Origin of the sequence: Shewanella sp. SP2S2-4, assembly GCF_031932025.1 — a bacterium.
Taxonomy (GTDB): domain Bacteria; phylum Pseudomonadota; class Gammaproteobacteria; order Enterobacterales; family Shewanellaceae; genus Shewanella; species Shewanella baltica.
The window spans coordinates 1-16,541 of record NZ_JAUOER010000033.1 but is presented as its reverse complement, the minus strand read 5'-3'; the positions used below and the strand labels follow the sequence as shown (position 1 = coordinate 16,541).

17 protein-coding genes are annotated in these 16,541 nt (G+C 46.4%); 12 read left to right on the top strand and 5 right to left on the bottom strand.

Annotated elements, in window-relative coordinates; genetic code table 11:
* Window positions 1–116: 116 nt before the first annotated feature.
* The 3 genes from Q4Q54_RS19885 (at window position 117) to Q4Q54_RS19875 (ending at window position 3,814) form a co-directional block, all read left to right on the top strand.
* The gene (locus Q4Q54_RS19885; protein ID WP_311989369.1) at window positions 117–2,603 is read left to right on the top strand and encodes a hypothetical protein; all 2,487 of its coding nucleotides are present in this window, start codon (window positions 117–119) and stop codon (window positions 2,601–2,603) included.
* Between the two features lie 128 nt (window positions 2,604–2,731).
* Window positions 2,732–3,142 (top strand): thioesterase family protein, encoded by a 411-nt coding sequence (locus Q4Q54_RS19880; protein ID WP_107403147.1) that lies wholly within the window; start codon window positions 2,732–2,734, stop codon window positions 3,140–3,142.
* Window positions 3,143–3,265: 123 nt separating this feature from the next.
* A complete protein-coding gene (locus Q4Q54_RS19875; protein WP_012586382.1) occupies window positions 3,266–3,814 on the top strand; it encodes an HPP family protein in 549 nt (182 codons plus the stop codon).
* Here the strand turns inward: Q4Q54_RS19875 and Q4Q54_RS19870 are convergent.
* Both Q4Q54_RS19870 and Q4Q54_RS19865 read right to left on the bottom strand, forming a co-directional pair.
* Complete coding sequence (locus tag Q4Q54_RS19870; protein WP_311989368.1) at window positions 3,811–4,077, bottom strand: GNAT family N-acetyltransferase; 267 nt, start codon at window positions 4,075–4,077, stop codon at window positions 3,811–3,813. The two genes, Q4Q54_RS19875 and Q4Q54_RS19870, sit on opposite strands and share 4 nt — an antisense overlap.
* Window positions 4,078–4,138: 61 nt before the next feature.
* Window positions 4,139–4,567 carry a thioesterase family protein gene (locus Q4Q54_RS19865; protein ID WP_311989389.1) on the bottom strand — a complete coding sequence of 143 codons (429 nt, stop codon included), beginning with the start codon at window positions 4,565–4,567 and terminating at the stop codon, window positions 4,139–4,141.
* 144 nt (window positions 4,568–4,711) lie between these two features.
* On the opposite strand from Q4Q54_RS19865, the gene Q4Q54_RS19860 reads away from it, so the two are divergent.
* The 4 genes from Q4Q54_RS19860 (at window position 4,712) to Q4Q54_RS19845 (ending at window position 7,424) form a co-directional block, all read left to right on the top strand.
* Window positions 4,712–5,107 (top strand): GFA family protein, encoded by a 396-nt coding sequence (locus tag Q4Q54_RS19860; RefSeq protein ID WP_311989367.1) that lies wholly within the window; start codon window positions 4,712–4,714, stop codon window positions 5,105–5,107.
* Between the two features lie 3 nt (window positions 5,108–5,110).
* A complete protein-coding gene (locus tag Q4Q54_RS19855; RefSeq protein WP_311989366.1) occupies window positions 5,111–5,467 on the top strand; it encodes a MerR family transcriptional regulator in 357 nt (118 codons plus the stop codon).
* A 195-nt stretch (window positions 5,468–5,662) separates the two neighbouring features.
* Window positions 5,663–6,049, top strand: coding sequence for a carboxymuconolactone decarboxylase family protein (locus Q4Q54_RS19850; protein WP_311989365.1), 387 nt, complete (start codon window positions 5,663–5,665; stop codon window positions 6,047–6,049).
* A 292-nt stretch (window positions 6,050–6,341) separates the two neighbouring features.
* Entirely contained in the window at window positions 6,342–7,424 is a 1,083-nt protein-coding gene (locus Q4Q54_RS19845; RefSeq protein WP_012586387.1) for a hypothetical protein, read from the top strand.
* A 110-nt stretch (window positions 7,425–7,534) separates the two neighbouring features.
* On the opposite strand, the gene mtnC is transcribed toward Q4Q54_RS19845, so the two are convergent.
* Window positions 7,535–8,215: an acireductone synthase gene (mtnC, locus tag Q4Q54_RS19840; protein WP_006084850.1), complete on the bottom strand. Its 681-nt coding sequence runs from the start codon at window positions 8,213–8,215 to the stop codon at window positions 7,535–7,537.
* 242 nt (window positions 8,216–8,457) lie between these two features.
* Between mtnC and Q4Q54_RS19835 the strand changes: the two genes are divergently transcribed.
* The 4 genes from Q4Q54_RS19835 to Q4Q54_RS19820 all read left to right on the top strand — a co-directional run bounded on the left by Q4Q54_RS19835 (window position 8,458) and on the right by Q4Q54_RS19820 (window position 12,223).
* On the top strand, window positions 8,458–9,615 hold the full coding sequence (locus tag Q4Q54_RS19835) for an alpha/beta hydrolase-fold protein (protein WP_311989364.1): 1,158 nt from the start codon (window positions 8,458–8,460) through the stop codon (window positions 9,613–9,615).
* A 210-nt stretch (window positions 9,616–9,825) separates the two neighbouring features.
* Window positions 9,826–10,260 (top strand): hypothetical protein, encoded by a 435-nt coding sequence (locus Q4Q54_RS19830; RefSeq protein ID WP_311989363.1) that lies wholly within the window; start codon window positions 9,826–9,828, stop codon window positions 10,258–10,260.
* A gap of 96 nt (window positions 10,261–10,356) precedes the next feature.
* Window positions 10,357–11,370, top strand: coding sequence for a DUF3137 domain-containing protein (locus Q4Q54_RS19825; RefSeq protein ID WP_311989362.1), 1,014 nt, complete (start codon window positions 10,357–10,359; stop codon window positions 11,368–11,370).
* Between the two features lie 121 nt (window positions 11,371–11,491).
* Entirely contained in the window at window positions 11,492–12,223 is a 732-nt protein-coding gene (locus Q4Q54_RS19820; protein ID WP_311989361.1) for a hypothetical protein, read from the top strand.
* A 108-nt stretch (window positions 12,224–12,331) separates the two neighbouring features.
* Here Q4Q54_RS19820 and Q4Q54_RS19815 read toward each other — a convergent pair whose 3' ends face one another.
* Window positions 12,332–14,224 carry a DUF885 domain-containing protein gene (locus Q4Q54_RS19815; protein WP_311989360.1) on the bottom strand — a complete coding sequence of 631 codons (1,893 nt, stop codon included), beginning with the start codon at window positions 14,222–14,224 and terminating at the stop codon, window positions 12,332–12,334.
* 309 nt (window positions 14,225–14,533) lie between these two features.
* Here Q4Q54_RS19815 and Q4Q54_RS19810 point away from each other — a divergent pair, with 309 nt between their 5' ends.
* Window positions 14,534–15,112: a hypothetical protein gene (locus Q4Q54_RS19810; RefSeq protein WP_261271994.1), complete on the top strand. Its 579-nt coding sequence runs from the start codon at window positions 14,534–14,536 to the stop codon at window positions 15,110–15,112.
* Between the two features lie 293 nt (window positions 15,113–15,405).
* Here the strand turns inward: Q4Q54_RS19810 and Q4Q54_RS19805 are convergent, their stop codons facing one another.
* Window positions 15,406–16,032 (bottom strand): FMN-binding negative transcriptional regulator, encoded by a 627-nt coding sequence (locus Q4Q54_RS19805; RefSeq protein ID WP_311989359.1) that lies wholly within the window; start codon window positions 16,030–16,032, stop codon window positions 15,406–15,408.
* Window positions 16,033–16,541 lie beyond the last annotated feature (509 nt).

Genomic DNA, 16,541 nt, shown 5'->3' with positions numbered 1-16,541 from the left:
CCGCTATTGCGGCCTTTTTTGTTTCTGCTACTTCCTGAAGCGCCTAACTTAGCTTAAAATTCGCCCCGTTTACTGGTGCGCACGAGGCGCAAGGTGTCGGTGTAAAGGATAGTTAAATGGAACTTTCGATTCGTCATTTATGCGCCGCTGTCGGTGCTGTGTTACTTTCTTCTTTTGCGGTCATTCCTGCTGCGGTGGCGGCGGATTTCGACAAAGTGGTTCACGGTCCCGTGGATCTTCCTAACGGCCAATGGCTCGATTTCTACCAAAAAGACCAGCACGTATGGAGCGAAATGCTCTACGGCGATGCGCCAGGCGTGCGCATTGACGATTACGGCCGCGCTGAAATTGTGGCGGTGTTTTACTATGACTTCGATAAGGGTGGCACCAAAGAAGTGATCGTCATGCTCAAGGATGAAGATGGTCAGCATCTGCGCGGCTATGGTTTTGAGGGGGAAGAGCTGACTAAACTACCGCGCCTACAAGTTGTGCTCGATGCAGTGGCACCGACCATTACCACATTTACCGTGGGCGGCGTCCGTAAAGTGCTAAGCCAAATTCCGCCACAGCAATACCGTATGACCTATGAGGCTGAGGGTGTCCAAGATCCTGACATCAAAGCGATTCTTGATGGGTCATCTAAGCTCAAGCCAACCTTAATCGGTTATCGAAACTCTGAAGGTACGTCGACGGATGTGAAAACCGCAGTGGAATACAAGCTGCGTTATCCCGTGACTCGCACCGATAAAGATGCCGAGGGGCGTGAACGAAAATACAGTCTAGTCGCGACTTTTGATCGCAGTGCCTATGTCGAAGAAGATGGCGGCTTTATGCTGGTGGCCATTGGTTACGAGGCCGACGACATCGATTGGCTTAAAAATGGCAGTGAAAAAATTCCGCGTACTGGCGCTTTCTATGAATATATGAGCATGGGCAGTATTTGGGCTGGCGTTGCCAGTGAAGCCCATTATGTGCAAGGTGAGCTTGATGGTCACTTTGCCGCCTACGATGCCCGTAATGGCAGTGTGATGTATGCCGGTGACTATAAACTAGGTAAGCAAGTGGGTAAGTGGATTGAAGCCGACAGCCGTGAAACCTATTGGGAAGGCGAGTACCTCGACGGCCAAAAACAGGGTAAATGGGTGTTGCAGTCCATGATGGATGACGCCGATAACTACGGCTTTATTCACTACAACAAGGGCGTGCCCGATGGCCCGAGTGAAATCTATACCCCAGATTACGATTCCAGCACAGAAGGCGCGAAGAAGTTGTCCGAAAAGGGCATTTATCTCAATGGCGTAAAAGATGGCGAGTGGCTCGAGTCCGATGGCAGTAAAGGCCAATACCAAAAGGGCGTAAAACAAGGTGCTTGGGTGGAAAAGGTCACCCAAGGGGACTATCGCTTTCAAACGGGTGAAGGCAACTACCTCGATGGCAAACGTTCAGGCCCTTGGGTATATATCCGAACGCCAGATGCCAACGATGCTTTTACCACTAAGCAATCAGTGACTTACCTCTACAAGACCGAAGTCAACTATGAGAACGGCCTACGCCAAGGTGAGGCTAAGTTATTCAATAAAGATAATTTTATGTTCTCCCTTAAACATTACGATAAGGGCAGACTCCACGGTGAAAGCTTATGGTATTCAGGCCCAAATGCCGTCAGCAATGTTGCTAACTATCGTTATGGCGAGTTAGATGGCCCACAAATGTGGCTCGAGCCTAACGGCGATCTCAATGAGTTGAGTCAGTATAAGTTTAATGCTGCCGTTAAGCTTAAACCCTCGCAGGATGAATGCATGATGCGAAAAGAGCCTTACACAGGCGATTGTGAGGGCGTGTTAAACTCAAAAAATGCTGAGACTAGCTCGATTAAAGATGGTGAGCAGCGCGTGTATCGCGGCGGTCTACTATCCGAATTAACTTATTACACTAATGGGTCAGTTGATAAAGAATATCGATTCGATTCTAACGGCCGTTTAAAGTATATGAAGGCCTTTAAAGCGGGTAAGGAATATGGCCCAAGTATCAGTTATTCCACAGATGGTGGATACTCACTCTCTCAATATGGTCAGCTGGTGAATAACCGTCTCTCTGGCCCCCATTACAGCTTCTATCCGAATGGCCAGTTAAAGCATTTTTGGAACTACTGCCAGCAAGAAGGCGAAACCTGGAACGGTGAACCTTACTACTGGGATAACGCCATTGCGCGCTGTGGTATACAGCGGGAGTATTTTGATAATGGTGCCGTGAATTGTATTGAAGAGTTAGATAGCAATTATGCCGTAGATAAAGTGTGTTACGACATCAATGGCAAGTTATCGAGTGAAATGCTGCGTATCGATGAACAACATGTGGTCCATAAGCGCTATATCAATGGGGTGATTTATCAGGAAGAGCCGGGTTTTTCCGATTATTCGCATGTGACCAAAGGGCGCAAAATTTATCACCTAGAAAACCCAAAAAGCCATGGTGTGTTTAAGTCCTATCGTAGTGGCAAGTTAGAATATGAAAAAATTTATGATATGGGTAAGGCGGGATGCTTTAAAAAGTATGATGCCAATGGCAAGCAAACGGCAGAAACTGCCAGTTGCCAATTCTAAGGTCTAGGTTTGTTTAGCCTTTAGGGTCTGGTAGGCTTGGGATAAAGGATGAATTTGGTGCGGGTAGCTTAATCGCGATAAGCATTAAATTCATCAGTTTATAGAATAACAATAAAAAGGAAGCCCGAATGTCAGTTACTGAATATAGCCTCGAAATCCACCCAAGATTCACAGAAACCGATGGTCTAGGCCATATCAACAACACAGTGATCCCCGTATGGTGCGAAGCCGCGCGCACGCCAATTTTCGAGATTTTTAATCCAGAGTTGGATTTGCAGCAATGGAACTTAATTGTCGCGGGCTTTACCGTGGCGTTTATCGCGCCAACCTATTACGGCAAAAGCGTGACAGTGAAAACCTTTGTCAGCCGCATCGGCAACAGCAGTTTCGAACTGACTCAAACCTGTTGGCAAGCCGGCAATAAAACCGCTGAAGTGAAAACTACACTGGTACATTACGACTACAGCCACGAAAAAAGCCGCCCTATTCCTGAAGATATCCGCGAAATGCTCGCTAAGCTGAATGGTGAAAGCGCTTAATCTGCCCTATCTCTCGGTCAGCGCAATTGCAATTGCGCTGCTGAAGCGTTAATTTGTCGACCCGCTAACTGTGATGCAGATCACTTACCTGTATCGCCTACTTTTTATCGGTTCGGATTAATCATGAGATTCTATTTTACCCGCATGCGCTCGAAGGACATTTGTCCACCAAGACAGCCACTTAAAAAGATTGTGTGGTCATGGATTGGGGCTTTCTGTGGCATTTACTTGGTCGCGAGTCTCGCAAATTATATGAGCGAAAACCTCGTCGGTACTATGTTTGTGATTGGCTCATTCGGCGCTTCTGCTGTGCTGGTGTACGGCGCACCGCTGGCGGAGTTTTCTCAACCGCGCAACTTGATTGGTGGCAGTGTGTTATCAGCCTTAATTGGGGTCGCCGTGTACCAAGTATGTGGCGATTATGTAGTGCTGGCCAGTGCCTTAGCGGTATCCCTGTCTATCGCATTCATGTACCTGACTCGCACTCTGCATCCTCCGGGTGGCGCAACGGCATTGATCGCTGTGATTGGCGGTGAAAACGTGCATCAACTCGGCTTTCTCTACGCGCTAATGCCAGTATTTCTCGGCTCAGTATTACTCTTATTGGTCGCGCTGGTGGTCAATAACCTCTCCACCGATCCCAAGCGCCATTACCCTGTGTATTGGATTTAGTTTTTCAAAAACTTCTGCACATACCAGCAGCTGGCTTGGATAGTCAAATCTTGGCTTTTGGCCCATTTAAGCCCGTGGCGAACTAAGCGTTCGGCAAGGCCTTTACCGCGCAGTTCGTTGGGGACAAAGGTGCGGCTAAAATCGATATCCTGGCCTGATAATCGGTATTCCAACACGGCTTCATAGCCATCGACAGGGATAATAAAACGCTGTTTATCCTGTTGATGTTCAATGGCTATCTCGATATTTTCGTTATCTGACATACATGCTTCCCTCAAGGTATGGCCTAAAGTGTGCTGGCAATTCGTTATCGATTTGAATAGCTTAAGCGACTTCGTGCTGTTTGAGAATCGTCAGCAGTTCTGCGGGTAACTCGGCTTTTTTGCCGGTTTTAAAGTTAAACATTACCGCGACTGAAGTGCCTAAGGTGGTTACTGCCTGCTGCTGTTTACTAAAAGCTTGATAATGCATGGTAAATCTATCGCTGTGAATATCACTAATGCTGACACTCACTAATAGAGTATCGGGGAAAGTCACTGGGCGTTTATAGCGGGCCTGATTTTCGCTGATAACTGGGCCAATACCTGATTGATATAGGGTATCTAGCGGGAAGAGGCGATTGAAGAAGTCGATACGGGCTGTTTCAAAATAGCGGAAATAGACGACGTTGTTGACGTGTTGCAACGCATCCATTTCGCCCCAAGCCACAGGGATTTCGGTCACTATAGGGTGCTGTGCGAGAAACTTTTCCATTGTGTTTGGCATTGAATTGTCCATCTAAAAATGCGAGTTGAAACGCTCGTTTAAGATGGTCAGACTAGCAGCATAAAGAACAAGCGACAAGCCATAGCGTTATGGACATTTAGCGATAACATTAAGCGAAACAAGGAGTCGAGTGTGATTAAACAAGTGGGCAATACTCTTATTCAGCCAAAACACACAGCGTCTTGCCATTGTGGTGCTGTGGTATTGGAATTGTCATTGCCTAATGGCATTGAAAATCCTCGCCGCTGCGATTGTTCTATCTGCCGCCGTAAGGGCGCGATTGTCGGCTCGGTTCCGCTGGCGGGGATTAAGATCCTCAAGGGTGAAGATGTGCTGAAATGCTATGAATTTAATACCAAAACCGCCAAGCATTACTTCTGCTCCGTTTGTGGCATTTACACCCATCACCAGCGGCGCTCCAATCCGCATGAATATGGTTACAATATTGGTTGCCTCGAAGGTGTGAATCCCTATGAACTGGGTGAGGTGCCTACTAATGATGGTGTTAATCATCCTGCGGATCGTTAGATTATGAACATAGGTCAGTTTGCTGCACTCACAGGTTTGTCGGCGCACACGCTCAGATATTACGAGAAAATCGGCCTGCTGCAGTCTGTGGTGCGAAATGCGAGCGGGCACCGCGATTATGCTGAGAAAGAGGCGCAGTGGATTGGGTTTATCAATCGCTTAAAAGAAACGGGCATGCCGCTAAAGCAGATTTTGACCTATGCCGAGCTGCGTGCTCAAGGCGATACAACCGCAGGACAGCGGCAGCAATTACTTGAGCAACATGCCGCACAATTGGCTGAGCGTATTCGCCAAGAGCAGGCGCATCTAAGCGCCCTTGAGCAAAAAATCCGTTATTACCAAACGCATTTCAGTGATTAAGCTTAGAGATTCGGCTGAGTCGCTAAGTTGTGTTTTTAGGTCATAATTTATTAATAGTATTAACTTATATCTGCCTCTGTTGTCTTTTTACTTCAATCAAAGGGCTGCCTATGCTATTCATCAATCAGCCGTTGACTTAGAGTTAACTCTAAGGCGTAAGCTGACTTCTGTGGTCCAATCCAACAGGAGTTAAAAATGGGTAATCAAAGGTATATGCAGGGCTTAGCTAAGCTGACAGAAATCGACGGCGAGGCGGGCGAGAAAGTGATCAACAGTCTGGCAAATATTTGCCCCGACTTGGGCAAGTACATTATCGAATATCCTTTTGGGGATATTTATCAGCGTGAAGGACTCGATCTTAAGACGCGGGAGTTAGTCACTGTCGCCGCGCTCACAGCATTAGGGCATTGCCAGCCGCAGCTTAACGTCCATATCAACGGCGCGTTGAATGTCGGTTGTACGCCGCAGGAAATCGTCGAAGTGATACTGCAAATGTCGGTTTATGCTGGCTTCCCCGCAGCACTGAATGGCATGTTTGTCGCGAAAGCTGTCTTTGCCGAGCGGGAGTTAAGTGTCGTTTGAATCTATTCTGAGTTAGGTTCATAACACCTTATGGGGTGTTCTTAAGGTCGCTTTGATTTACTCATAGCTATTACTTCTAAATCCCTTTAAACGATATGTCTGCTCCGCATCATCGACATAGAATCTCGTGGGAGATTCATTTCGCCGTAAGGGAGGACTCGGCAAATTTTGCTAGTGAATTGCCAAAGTTAGTCGCTACACTGGCATAGGTGACGCGAGTGTCGCCATAGATTTTGCAGCTTACATCGGCAACTCAAGCGTGTCTTAATCGTAACCGGAATTTAAAATTATAATGAATTTAGGTCGTTACACTGAATCTGCCCGCCAGCACTTACGGCAAGTCATCAAGCCTTTGCCTAGCGAGCTCCAGCTAGGGTTGAGCAAGTTGTGGCGCTACTTAAGCCAAGGGTTTGCTAAGTTATCCTTTGCGCAAAAGCTGTATCTTATTGCCTTGATATTGGCCTTTAGTACCGACTTGATGGGTGTGGTCGCCGTGATTGCGGTTATCGCGATGGCCATCGAGTTTTGGCCAGTGTTCGAGCGGGTCTGGCACAGTTTGGCAGGCAAGGCTGTGTTGTTACTGTTTTACGCTATTATTGCCAACTTTGCCTTAGGTTGGTCTGGCGCCATAGTCAATGAAGTGGTTGGGGTGTCGGCAAGTCATCTGGATTACACCCATAACTTAGCGATTTTACTCTATATGCCCGCTTGGTTTTTAATGGTGAGCGCAATTGTGCTGCTGGCATTGCAGTTGATTATTCCCATCTATTTAGTCTTAATTTTTTTGCTTAAACCTTTGGGTGTCAAATCGTTACGGATCACCTCACATACATCATTTCGTAAAACGACCTTTACGATCCGTATCGTGTTGGCGGCTGTGGTCTTGTATCACTTGAGCTTACTGATTGATTTAGAAACCCGCCTTCAAACCTCGTTTGCGGACTTTATTACAACAACTCAAGAAGCCTCTGAACATAATCCCGTCGAGCCAGCATTAGGGCTTATGCCGCATACGACCGATGTGCTGACGGCACCGATTGCTGAGTTAGCTAAGATTAAGCCCGAGCTTGAAGCCGACAAACCGGCTGACAAACAAACCGCCGATGAGCGCGAAGAAGCGGAACGCAAGCAAACCTATGCGTCGGTGCGGGCGCAATATCAGTATCTCGTGCGGCAGTGGTTAGCGACGTTTGCCTTTGCGCTTGAAGCCAATAGCCGTTCGCGTTGTGAAAAGCCAGCCGAGTCGAATGTGATCGAGTTAAATGACTATGAGATTTTGCAGATAACGCCGGATAAGAAAGCGGATTATGGTTATCGTTTTGAGGTGAAAAAGTGTATCTCGGCCGCATTTCCTTTGACGGAAAAGGGCAAATAAGCTGCCCCATAAAAAAGCGACCATAAGGTCGCTTTCATTTTGGCTAAATCAGCTTGGCTGAGTGAGTCGACTATCGTGTTATTCAACAATCACGTTATTCAACAATCACGTTATTCAATCAGTAGCTCATCGAAGCTGCTGATGGTGCGGAACTCACCCGTGCGTTGTTTGCTATCGCGTACCATTTGGCAGGTCATCATGCCTGCAGCGTCGGCAGCCTTTAATTCTTCAATCACATCAGACACAAACAGCACTTGCTTAGGGCTTAAGCTGATAGTGTTGAGGATATTGCAGTAAGCCTGTTTATCTAATTTGTTGCCGGTACGGGTATCAAAATGACCGTTAAACATCTCGGTTAAATCACCGCCGTCACTGTGGCTGAACAACAGTTTTTGCGCATCGACCGAACCCGATGAAAAGCTATAAATACGCAGATTTTGTTCGCTAAAGCGTTTCACTGCTTCAATAAAGTCAGGGAAGATATGGCCCTTAAATTCGCCATGGGCGTAGCCTTGCTTCCAGATCAAGCCTTGCAGAGTTTTGAGTGGTGTTGCTTTACGATCTTCGCTGACCCACTGCTGCAAAATTTCAGTCACGCGTGCTAAGTCCGCATCTGGCTCTAGGGCGATATCTCGGGTGTCACAAATACAGTTTTCAACCAATACATTGTGTTGGTTCTGTTCTAAAAAGTCTGGTAAGGCTTTGACAGAATAGGGGAATAGTACATCTTGGATAAAGTTTAGGTCTGTCGTGGTGCCTGCTGTGTCTACGACTATGGCTCTGATACCCATAATGTTTTGATACTCCACAATATGTTGGCTTAAAAATGCAACTCCGATCCTAAGCGTTATTGGTGAAATTGGCTAGTCTATTTCGCGAGTCTTACCACCGCCATCACAACCAAAATGGGAATGGCTAATATTGGGTATGTGTTTGGCGAAAGGGTTAGGCCGTGATATCGGATTTACTTTCAAGAATACGGGTGTTAACTTCGGCTGATACTTATATAGTTGATTTTCAAGGAATGAAATTTATGCGTACGCTATTAATTCTGCTGATGATTTACTGCTTTGCATTCTTCAGTGTGTCAGCAAATGCCGATAATACCTTTCCCGCTCAACCACAGATGTTAAAGGTCAGTTCGAGCCTGTTAACTGAGCCTGCTGACTTTAAGGTGACATTACCAGCGAGTTACCAATCGAAAGCGGATAAACGCTATGTGGTGCTGGTGGATTTACACCCTCGTAGCCATGGCTATCTCGCTGGAATGGAAGACTGGATGAGTCATAACGGTGGCTGGCCTTGGCTGGAAACCATTATCGTGACGGCGCCAGATGGTCATGCAGGCTTAGGTGAGTTAAAAACTTTAGCCATTAAGCAGCAAGAAAATCAGCAGTTTTTGGATTTTATGGAACAAGATCTACTGCCCGCCATCGACAAACAATATCGCACAAATGGTTTTCGGATCCTTAATGGCTTCACTGGCAATGCCACTTTTAGCCTCTACACGCTTTTGAATCGCCCAAGCTTATTTAATGCTTACATCGCCGCAAGTCCGGTACTGGATGATAACTACGCTTTTGTAATGGCAGATGCTGCAAAGAAGCTCGCAGGGATGAAAGGGAAGCCAAGATTCCTTTTTATGAGCACTAGCGACAGTGATTTCGAACAAAATCAGTTAGCTGACTTTGCCAAGCTTGAAGCCATCATCAAAGCGAACGCCACGGATTCTCTCGACTACCGCATCAAGCGCTTCGATGGCACTTACTATATGACCCAACCTATTTTGGCGACGGCTTATGGTATTGAAGCTATTTTTAACGATGTACACCAAGTGCTTAAGCCTGACTCGACCATATCACGTCAAGGCGTAGCCGCTATTTTGGCGCATTATAAAACCCTGTCGAACGACAAATATGGTTTTGACGTGCCCGCTATCGATTCGCTTATCGCGTTGGCAAGTTCCTGCGAGACGACTGATCCTGCCAAAGCTATCGACATTTATCTGCAAACCTTAAAGGCGATCCCAACAGCATTCGAGGCCAGCCATGCATTGGCAAGTGTCTATGCGAGCCAAGGTCAGCGAACTGAAGCGATTAAGTATGAAAAGCAAGCGCTTGAGTTAACGGACCATCCATTCTTCCAAGACAAATACCGTAAACAGTTAGCTGAATATCAGGCGGATAAATAAGTGAATTAACATTTGGCGCTTGCGTTTTACCTGTTTGCTCACCGTATATCGCGCACGGGTTTGTGCTAGCCATAAGACTATGGTCTTAATAGATAAGGGAAATTTAGCCTGCTATTGTAACTTAAGTCTCTTTTCTACCTTATGCCTCACATGCAGTGGTTTTTTGGGAGATGAGACTGCGTATTTTCAGCTGCGAATAGAGAGAGATAAATGAAATATTTACCCGCATTTGGTTTTGGTATCTTATTAGCGTTATTGAGTTTTATCAGTTTCTCATTAGTTGCTAGCGCGGGTTATATGCTAGATATGTTAAGTGCTGTACCCAAGATTACGCCGAACAGTGTGGAGTACCTGTTGTTAGGGGCTCACGATGCGAGTTTGCTGATATTGCTAGCAGGTTTAGTGCTTTACGCTTATCACAGGATCTTTCCAAAACTTCCCTTCGATTGGTTCACCGCTGTGTTCATCCAAATGCCACTGGGTTTAGCTGTGTTGGCGTTAGACGGTTTTAGCTTAAACCTATTATCATTCAAAGATTTTGCGCTGACGCTGACCACCTTCGCCGCTTCCTTTGGGGTATTAGTCATCTTCTGGTTACTGCAGCGTAGAGCACGTCGTTTGTCTTTAGCCACGGTTAACGATTAGTTCAGCATATACCTCAGGCTGCTTAACTGTTTTTCGGTCACTAAATTATGTAAAATCATTGGCCTAAATGGATTTGAATCGTAAGAGTAGGAGCCAATGAGTTCGATTGAATTTGATATTCCCGAAGATCACCGTATTGCTTTTCAGAAGTATTACAAACAAAAAGTCGCCCCTAAATGCGCACCGTTTGAAGCTAAACGTGAAGGCGTGAACCAAAGGCGGCGTGAAAATGCCAAGTTCACCACCCCAATCTACTACATAGGTATCACTATTATTTTGGGTGCCTTCGCCGGGCTGCTCGGGGTCCAGTTTATGCTGGTGCCTATGGATTATTTTGTGCCTTTGATGATTGTCGCGTTCTTGCCCGCTCCCGTGATAGCGTTAGCGGTCATTGCCTCGGGTAAGGAAAGCAATGAGCTCTATAATGCCGCCTTTGAAAAACTCTATCCCATTAGCCTTAAGTATTTTGGCGATGACTTTGCGCTAACGAGGGAGCCTAAGGTCGATTTCTCTCCCTTCCTTGAGTTGGGGCTGCTGCCTAAAACCGATAAGCAGTATGCGCAAAATTGCCTTAAGGGAACCTATAACAAGGTGCCGTTCCAGTTTTATGAGGTCGATGCTTATAACACTAAAGCGAACGATAATGGCTCGGTTCAGCGGGAGATCATCTTCAATGGTGTGCTACTGGTTTGCAATATTCCTAAGCGATTCAATAGTACTACGCTGTTAGTCACAGATAAGGGCAGTTTAAAAAATCGCCTTGAGGGTTTTAAGACTAAGCTGTCGCGCGTCAAGCTTGAGGACGTAAGGTTCGAGCGGCGCTTTGAGGTTTATAGCAGCGACCAAGTCGAGGCGCGCTACTTACTCAATCCCTTGATGATGGAAAATTTGTTGGCTTTGAGCCGCGAGTTAAATGCCGAGGTTGAAGCCTGTTTTTATCAAAAACAGTTGCTGATTAAGATCCCGACAAAACACCACTTCTTTATTAATCAACTCGATTTAGATCGCCCCATCGATTTTAAGCGTAATATCGAGCAAATGTTTACCGAGTTAGGTTACACCTTCTCGATCATCGACACTTTAAAACTTGATAAACATACCGGACTATAAGCGCCCCAATTGCAGCCACACCCAGTGGCTGCTTTCTGCTAATCCCTAAAACATGACTTTTGGCACTTATGGGTGACTCCCACGCTCGTTAATATCAAGCTTCAAACTTTGATGGAGCAAGATGATGAACACGATTTTCACCCTGTCGCAATTTGTGCATATTACCGCCGGCGCACTGGCATTAGTGTTATTTTGGATGCCTGCCATGCTGAAAAAGGGCAGCGCGAACCATAGTCGTTTTGGCCGTTATTATGTCTATGCCATGTATACAGTGGCAGCGACTGGTGTGGCGATGGCAACGACGGGCCTCATTGATCCGCTCGCCGTGATTAAACAGCCTGCGGCCAGCGCGGACGCCTTAGCAGCGCAGATTGCGGATCGTAAAAATGCTTGGATATTTCTCATCTATATCAGCTTATTAACCTTAGTGACCGTTAGGCATGGCGTGTTGGTTCTGCGTTATAAGGCGCAGCGTCAGCAATTAAAATCGCCGCTGCATTTGTCGTTAATGCTTACCTTGACGCTACTTGGCCCTGTGATGGCGCTATGGGGATACCAAGAAAAGCTGATCCTTGCGATGATTTTCGGCCTGTTAGGCACAACAGTTGGGGCGGGATTCCTACGCTATAGCTTTAAGGCGACCCTGACCAAATTAGAATGGTGGATTGAGCATTTAGGCGCCATGATTGGTTCGGGTATCGCCTGCTACACCGCCTTTTTCGCCTTTGGTGGCAGCCGCTTGTTTATCGACCATGGCAATTTGCGCCTGCTGTCGTGGACACTGCCTGGTGTTGTCGGTTTTGTGGTGATCCGCTATTTAAGCGGCAAGTATCAGCGTCGTTTTGCGGATTAACCTGAAACGTAAAAGCATAGGGAGCCGTAAAAACAAAGGGAGCCGTAAAAAGAACAGGGGCCGCCTAAGCTGCCCCGATTTGAGATGATGTGAGCGGTTTTACCCGAACTAAACCTTGGTCTCTACGGCAGCATTGGCCGCCTTCGCAGACTCGAGCCACTGATCGATTTTTTGCTCTAATAGATCTAAGGGCAAGGCGCCGTTTTCGAGCAGCCTGTCGTGGAAGACTTTAATATCAAACTTATCGCCTAAGGCTTTTTTGGCCTTGGCCCGCAGTTCGATAATTTTCAGTTCACCTAACTTGTAACCCAAGGCTTGCCCAGGCCAAACCACATAGCGCTCGATTTCACCCGTGGCTTCAGAGAGGTGTATTCCCTCAGTAGCCACCGCATAATCAACGGCTTGCTCACGGCTCCAATCCTTGGCATGCATACCCGTGTCGACCACTAAGCGCACCGCGCGGTGCAGCTCAGACTGCAAGCGGCCAAGATCGTTAATTGGATTATCCTGATACATTCCCATCTCGGCGGCTAAGCGCTCGGCATACAGCGCCCAACCTTCTCCTGCGGCATTAGAGTAAAAAATGGTACTCAGCAGCGGCAAGGTATCCGACAGACCGATGAGCGTCTGTAGATGATGGCCGGGGTTGGTCTCGTGATAGGTTAAGGTTTGCAGCGAATAGGAGGGCAGCGCCGCCATATCGTACAGACTTATCCAGAAGGTGCCCTTACGCGAACCATCCTGTGAAGGCGCATCGTAAAATGCGCCGCTGGTCGCGGCGGCGCGGCTATCGGGCACTGCTTCAATCGCGACGTCTTGATTCGGTAACAGCCCAAACCATAACGGCAATTTGGTATTCACTTTGGCGAGATAGCCGTGAATGTCCGTCATTAATTGCTGTTTACCCTCGGCGGTGTTGGGGTAGATGTATTTAGGATTCTTGAGCAATCGCTGCATGCGCTCGCCAACTGTGCCTTTGCGGTAACCCACTTGTTTGAGTAACACATCCATCTCGGCGGTAATGCGCGCAACTTCGTCTAATCCTAGTTGGTGGATCTCATCTGGGGTCATCTCCGAATTGGCGAGGTGTTTAATCATCGCCTTGTAGAGTTTAGCGCCTTGAGGTTGGTGTCCGAGTCCCGCCACATGGGTGGCCTTAAGGCGAACGGCTTGCAGTGCGGAAATCAACTGGCGCGTCGCAGGGTAATATTTGGTCTCCACCAGTTCGGCGGCAGAGTTCGCCAACGCCTCACTTTCAGGTACTTGGGCGGCGGTTAATTTTGCTTTAAAACTGCTGACTAAGGGATGCTCATTAGCATGGTGCACTAACTGTTGCTGCAACACGGCTATGGTCTTATCGATAATAAAGTCGGGTGGGATCACCCCCATTTGCACATCTTGATCCAGCTTATCGATAACTGTGCCCATGGCGGCTGGGTACATGGTTAAGCGGTTGAGATAGGCCTTAGCTTGTTCTGGGGTGGAGACCGCAAACTTATCTTCCATATACCCCGGAAATTCAACATGTAATCCAGATAAGTGGTTGACAACATATGGTAAAAACCAAACACCGTATTCACCGAGCATAGTGCCATAGGCCACGGTTTCGGCTGGCAGCAGGGCGCCGGCGATTTCAGATTTTATCGAGCCTAAACTCACTTGCTCCGAGGCGCTAAGCTGGTTGGCATCGATAGCATTGAGTTCGGTTAATATGGCCTTAAGCACTTTACGGCGATGATTTTCCCCCGATGGGCTGTAATCGGTCAGCTTAGAAAGCACATCCTTGCCTGCCTCATTCTCGGCCACGCCATAATAGGTGGCGATTTCGGGTCTTAGGGCAAAATAACGCTGGGTGATTGGCGCGAGTTGCTGCTTAAGGCTCAGGACCTGAACGGTTTCGGCCTTGGCTTGCTCGGTGGTTTGATTGGTCTGCGTTGGGTTTGGATCGCTACAACCTGTTGCTAACATGGCCAGCATTAACGCATTTATTATTCTTTTCATCGGGTTACTCATACAAAGACATTGAGGCAAATCCGTTATTGAACCTATACCTCAAGTGTTAATCCGTGATTAGTGTGATCAAGCTCAAATTTGAACGGTTATCCTAGCAGTTTATTGCAACCAAACCGCAAAAATTTTTGTTGCTAGTTTTATTGGGGGGATGGTTAAGTCTGCTCAATTTATAAGTCACTGTTATCGTTTTTGTTGGATGTTGAAAAGCATTTATTTATTGCTTACTTGTTGACGACTCGATGCGTAAGTTGCTTAAATCTCTTTGTTTTGGATAAGCGAATGATAAAAGGATAAAAAATGGAAGTTATACAGAAAAAGGGAAAAAACAAACATACCTTTCGTTTAGGGCAAGAACAGTTTGAATACGCCTATGAAGATGCGTCAGGTAAAGGAGATGCTGAGATTTATTACGGTGATTTGCCTCTTAAGCGCTCCGAACAAATTGAGCAAAATGATTGGCTTAGAAACGTAGGTGTATTGTGGATCTTGCTTGGCCTGTTTCAAAGTGGCTATGGCAGTTTTACGCGAGGTGCTTTTTACTTTGACCCCATGTGGATATTTATTGGGGCTTCCTGCTTAACGTGGGCACTCATGACTAAGGTAACTTACACAGTATTTAAAGCCGATGGCGCTAATATCTTTATTATCAAAGACAAACATCATGATGCGTTGATTAGAGAGTTAATGGCGCGCCGCAAAGCACAGCTTGCCCATTGGTATGCAGATATCAACCCTGAGAATGAGTTGAATAATGAGATCAACAAATTCAAATGGCTAGTTAAACAAGAAGTGCTAACGGAAGAAGAGTCAGAGCAAAAGATTAAAGAAGTTAAGTTTTATCATCAAGCAGATGATGAGCAGAGAGTGCTAAATTAACTCGATTTTCTTAGGCATTTTACTCTTTCGCATCTAGTTCGGATGGCATTAATTAACACACTGCTCAAATGAAACGATAGCCTGTTCTTCCAAGATCAGGCTATCAATCACCACAATCTCATTCCTGACTGGCTGAGTCTATTTATAGACAGCCTAGTAATTTAAGTCCTTTGCCTCAGGCGTATTTCAACAAGTTGGCGGTAAATTGATTGGCCAGCGTGATTCTACTTAGAGACTATTTATAGAGCCTATATACGGAAAAGCTAACAGATTTGAAACTGAGTAAGGCGAGGTTAGTTATCTGATTTATTACCCCTGCCAATATCTCGTTGATTCATATAGTGGGCTAATTGCGCCGCATCGGCATTGGGGCTGGCACTTAAGCCGTTGAACACACCCTGTTGATCGCTAATGGATCTATGCTGGCCGAGCTTTTCTTTTGCTTGAATCTCATCAATCACAATTTTAAAGCCGACTATAGCTTGGCGCAGTTTCTGCTGATACTCATCTGGCATAATTTGTTTATCTTGCAATAGCTTGGGTTCATACTTTGTGATTAGCTTGTCCAACATGTCTTGAGTTTCGGTATCACTCAGCTGGCTTGCGACGCCATAACAATGCACCGCCGCATAATTCCATGTAGGCACCGCAGGTTTAGCGTCATACCAAGTCGGTGAAATGTAAGCGTGTGCGCCGCTGAAAACCACCAATACCCGCTGGCTTTCAAGCTCTTGCCAATGTGCGTTTGCTCGCGAAACATGGCCATACAACACGCCTTTCTCTCCCACAGTTGCATCGAGGACAAAAGGAATATGGGTCGCATTCAGTGAGCTCGAAACCAGTAAACCAAAGCTGTTTTGCGTGATAAAGGCTGTGATGGCCTGCTGATCTGTCATCGCCATATTCTTAGGTGTATACATTATCGTCCTTGGGTTTCAACATGAGTGAAAGCGTTATATTACAAGGAAAAAGTTGGGAGTCGATAGGGGATTTAGAATGTTAGTTTGTGGCTTATTAAAATCAAAATCGTAGGGACTTGAACTCAGACTCGGAGATTAAACACTCGCATTACTGTGACTCGCAGCAAGTACGTCCGTGTATGCTCGAACGTGGCATCCATGCCGCGGACGGTCACATCCATGCGAGTGCTTAATCTAGTTAAGACCTGCGTATACATCTAGCCTCGTTAAATCCGTGAATCAGACTTGCCTAGTCTGGTTCACGCCCTGCACACGATCATTTTTAATGAACTTCTGGCTAACCAATTTTTGCCCCATTTCTACTTAGAGTCTGAACTCATTCACAAATTATTAATGTGCCATTGCCCTACCAAAAGTTATCCGAAAGCGTCTTCTAGGAAGATACAATCGAGCACACGGCGGATCTCAATTCCCAAATTGTAAGGTTTAAATTTACCGTTGAAATCTAG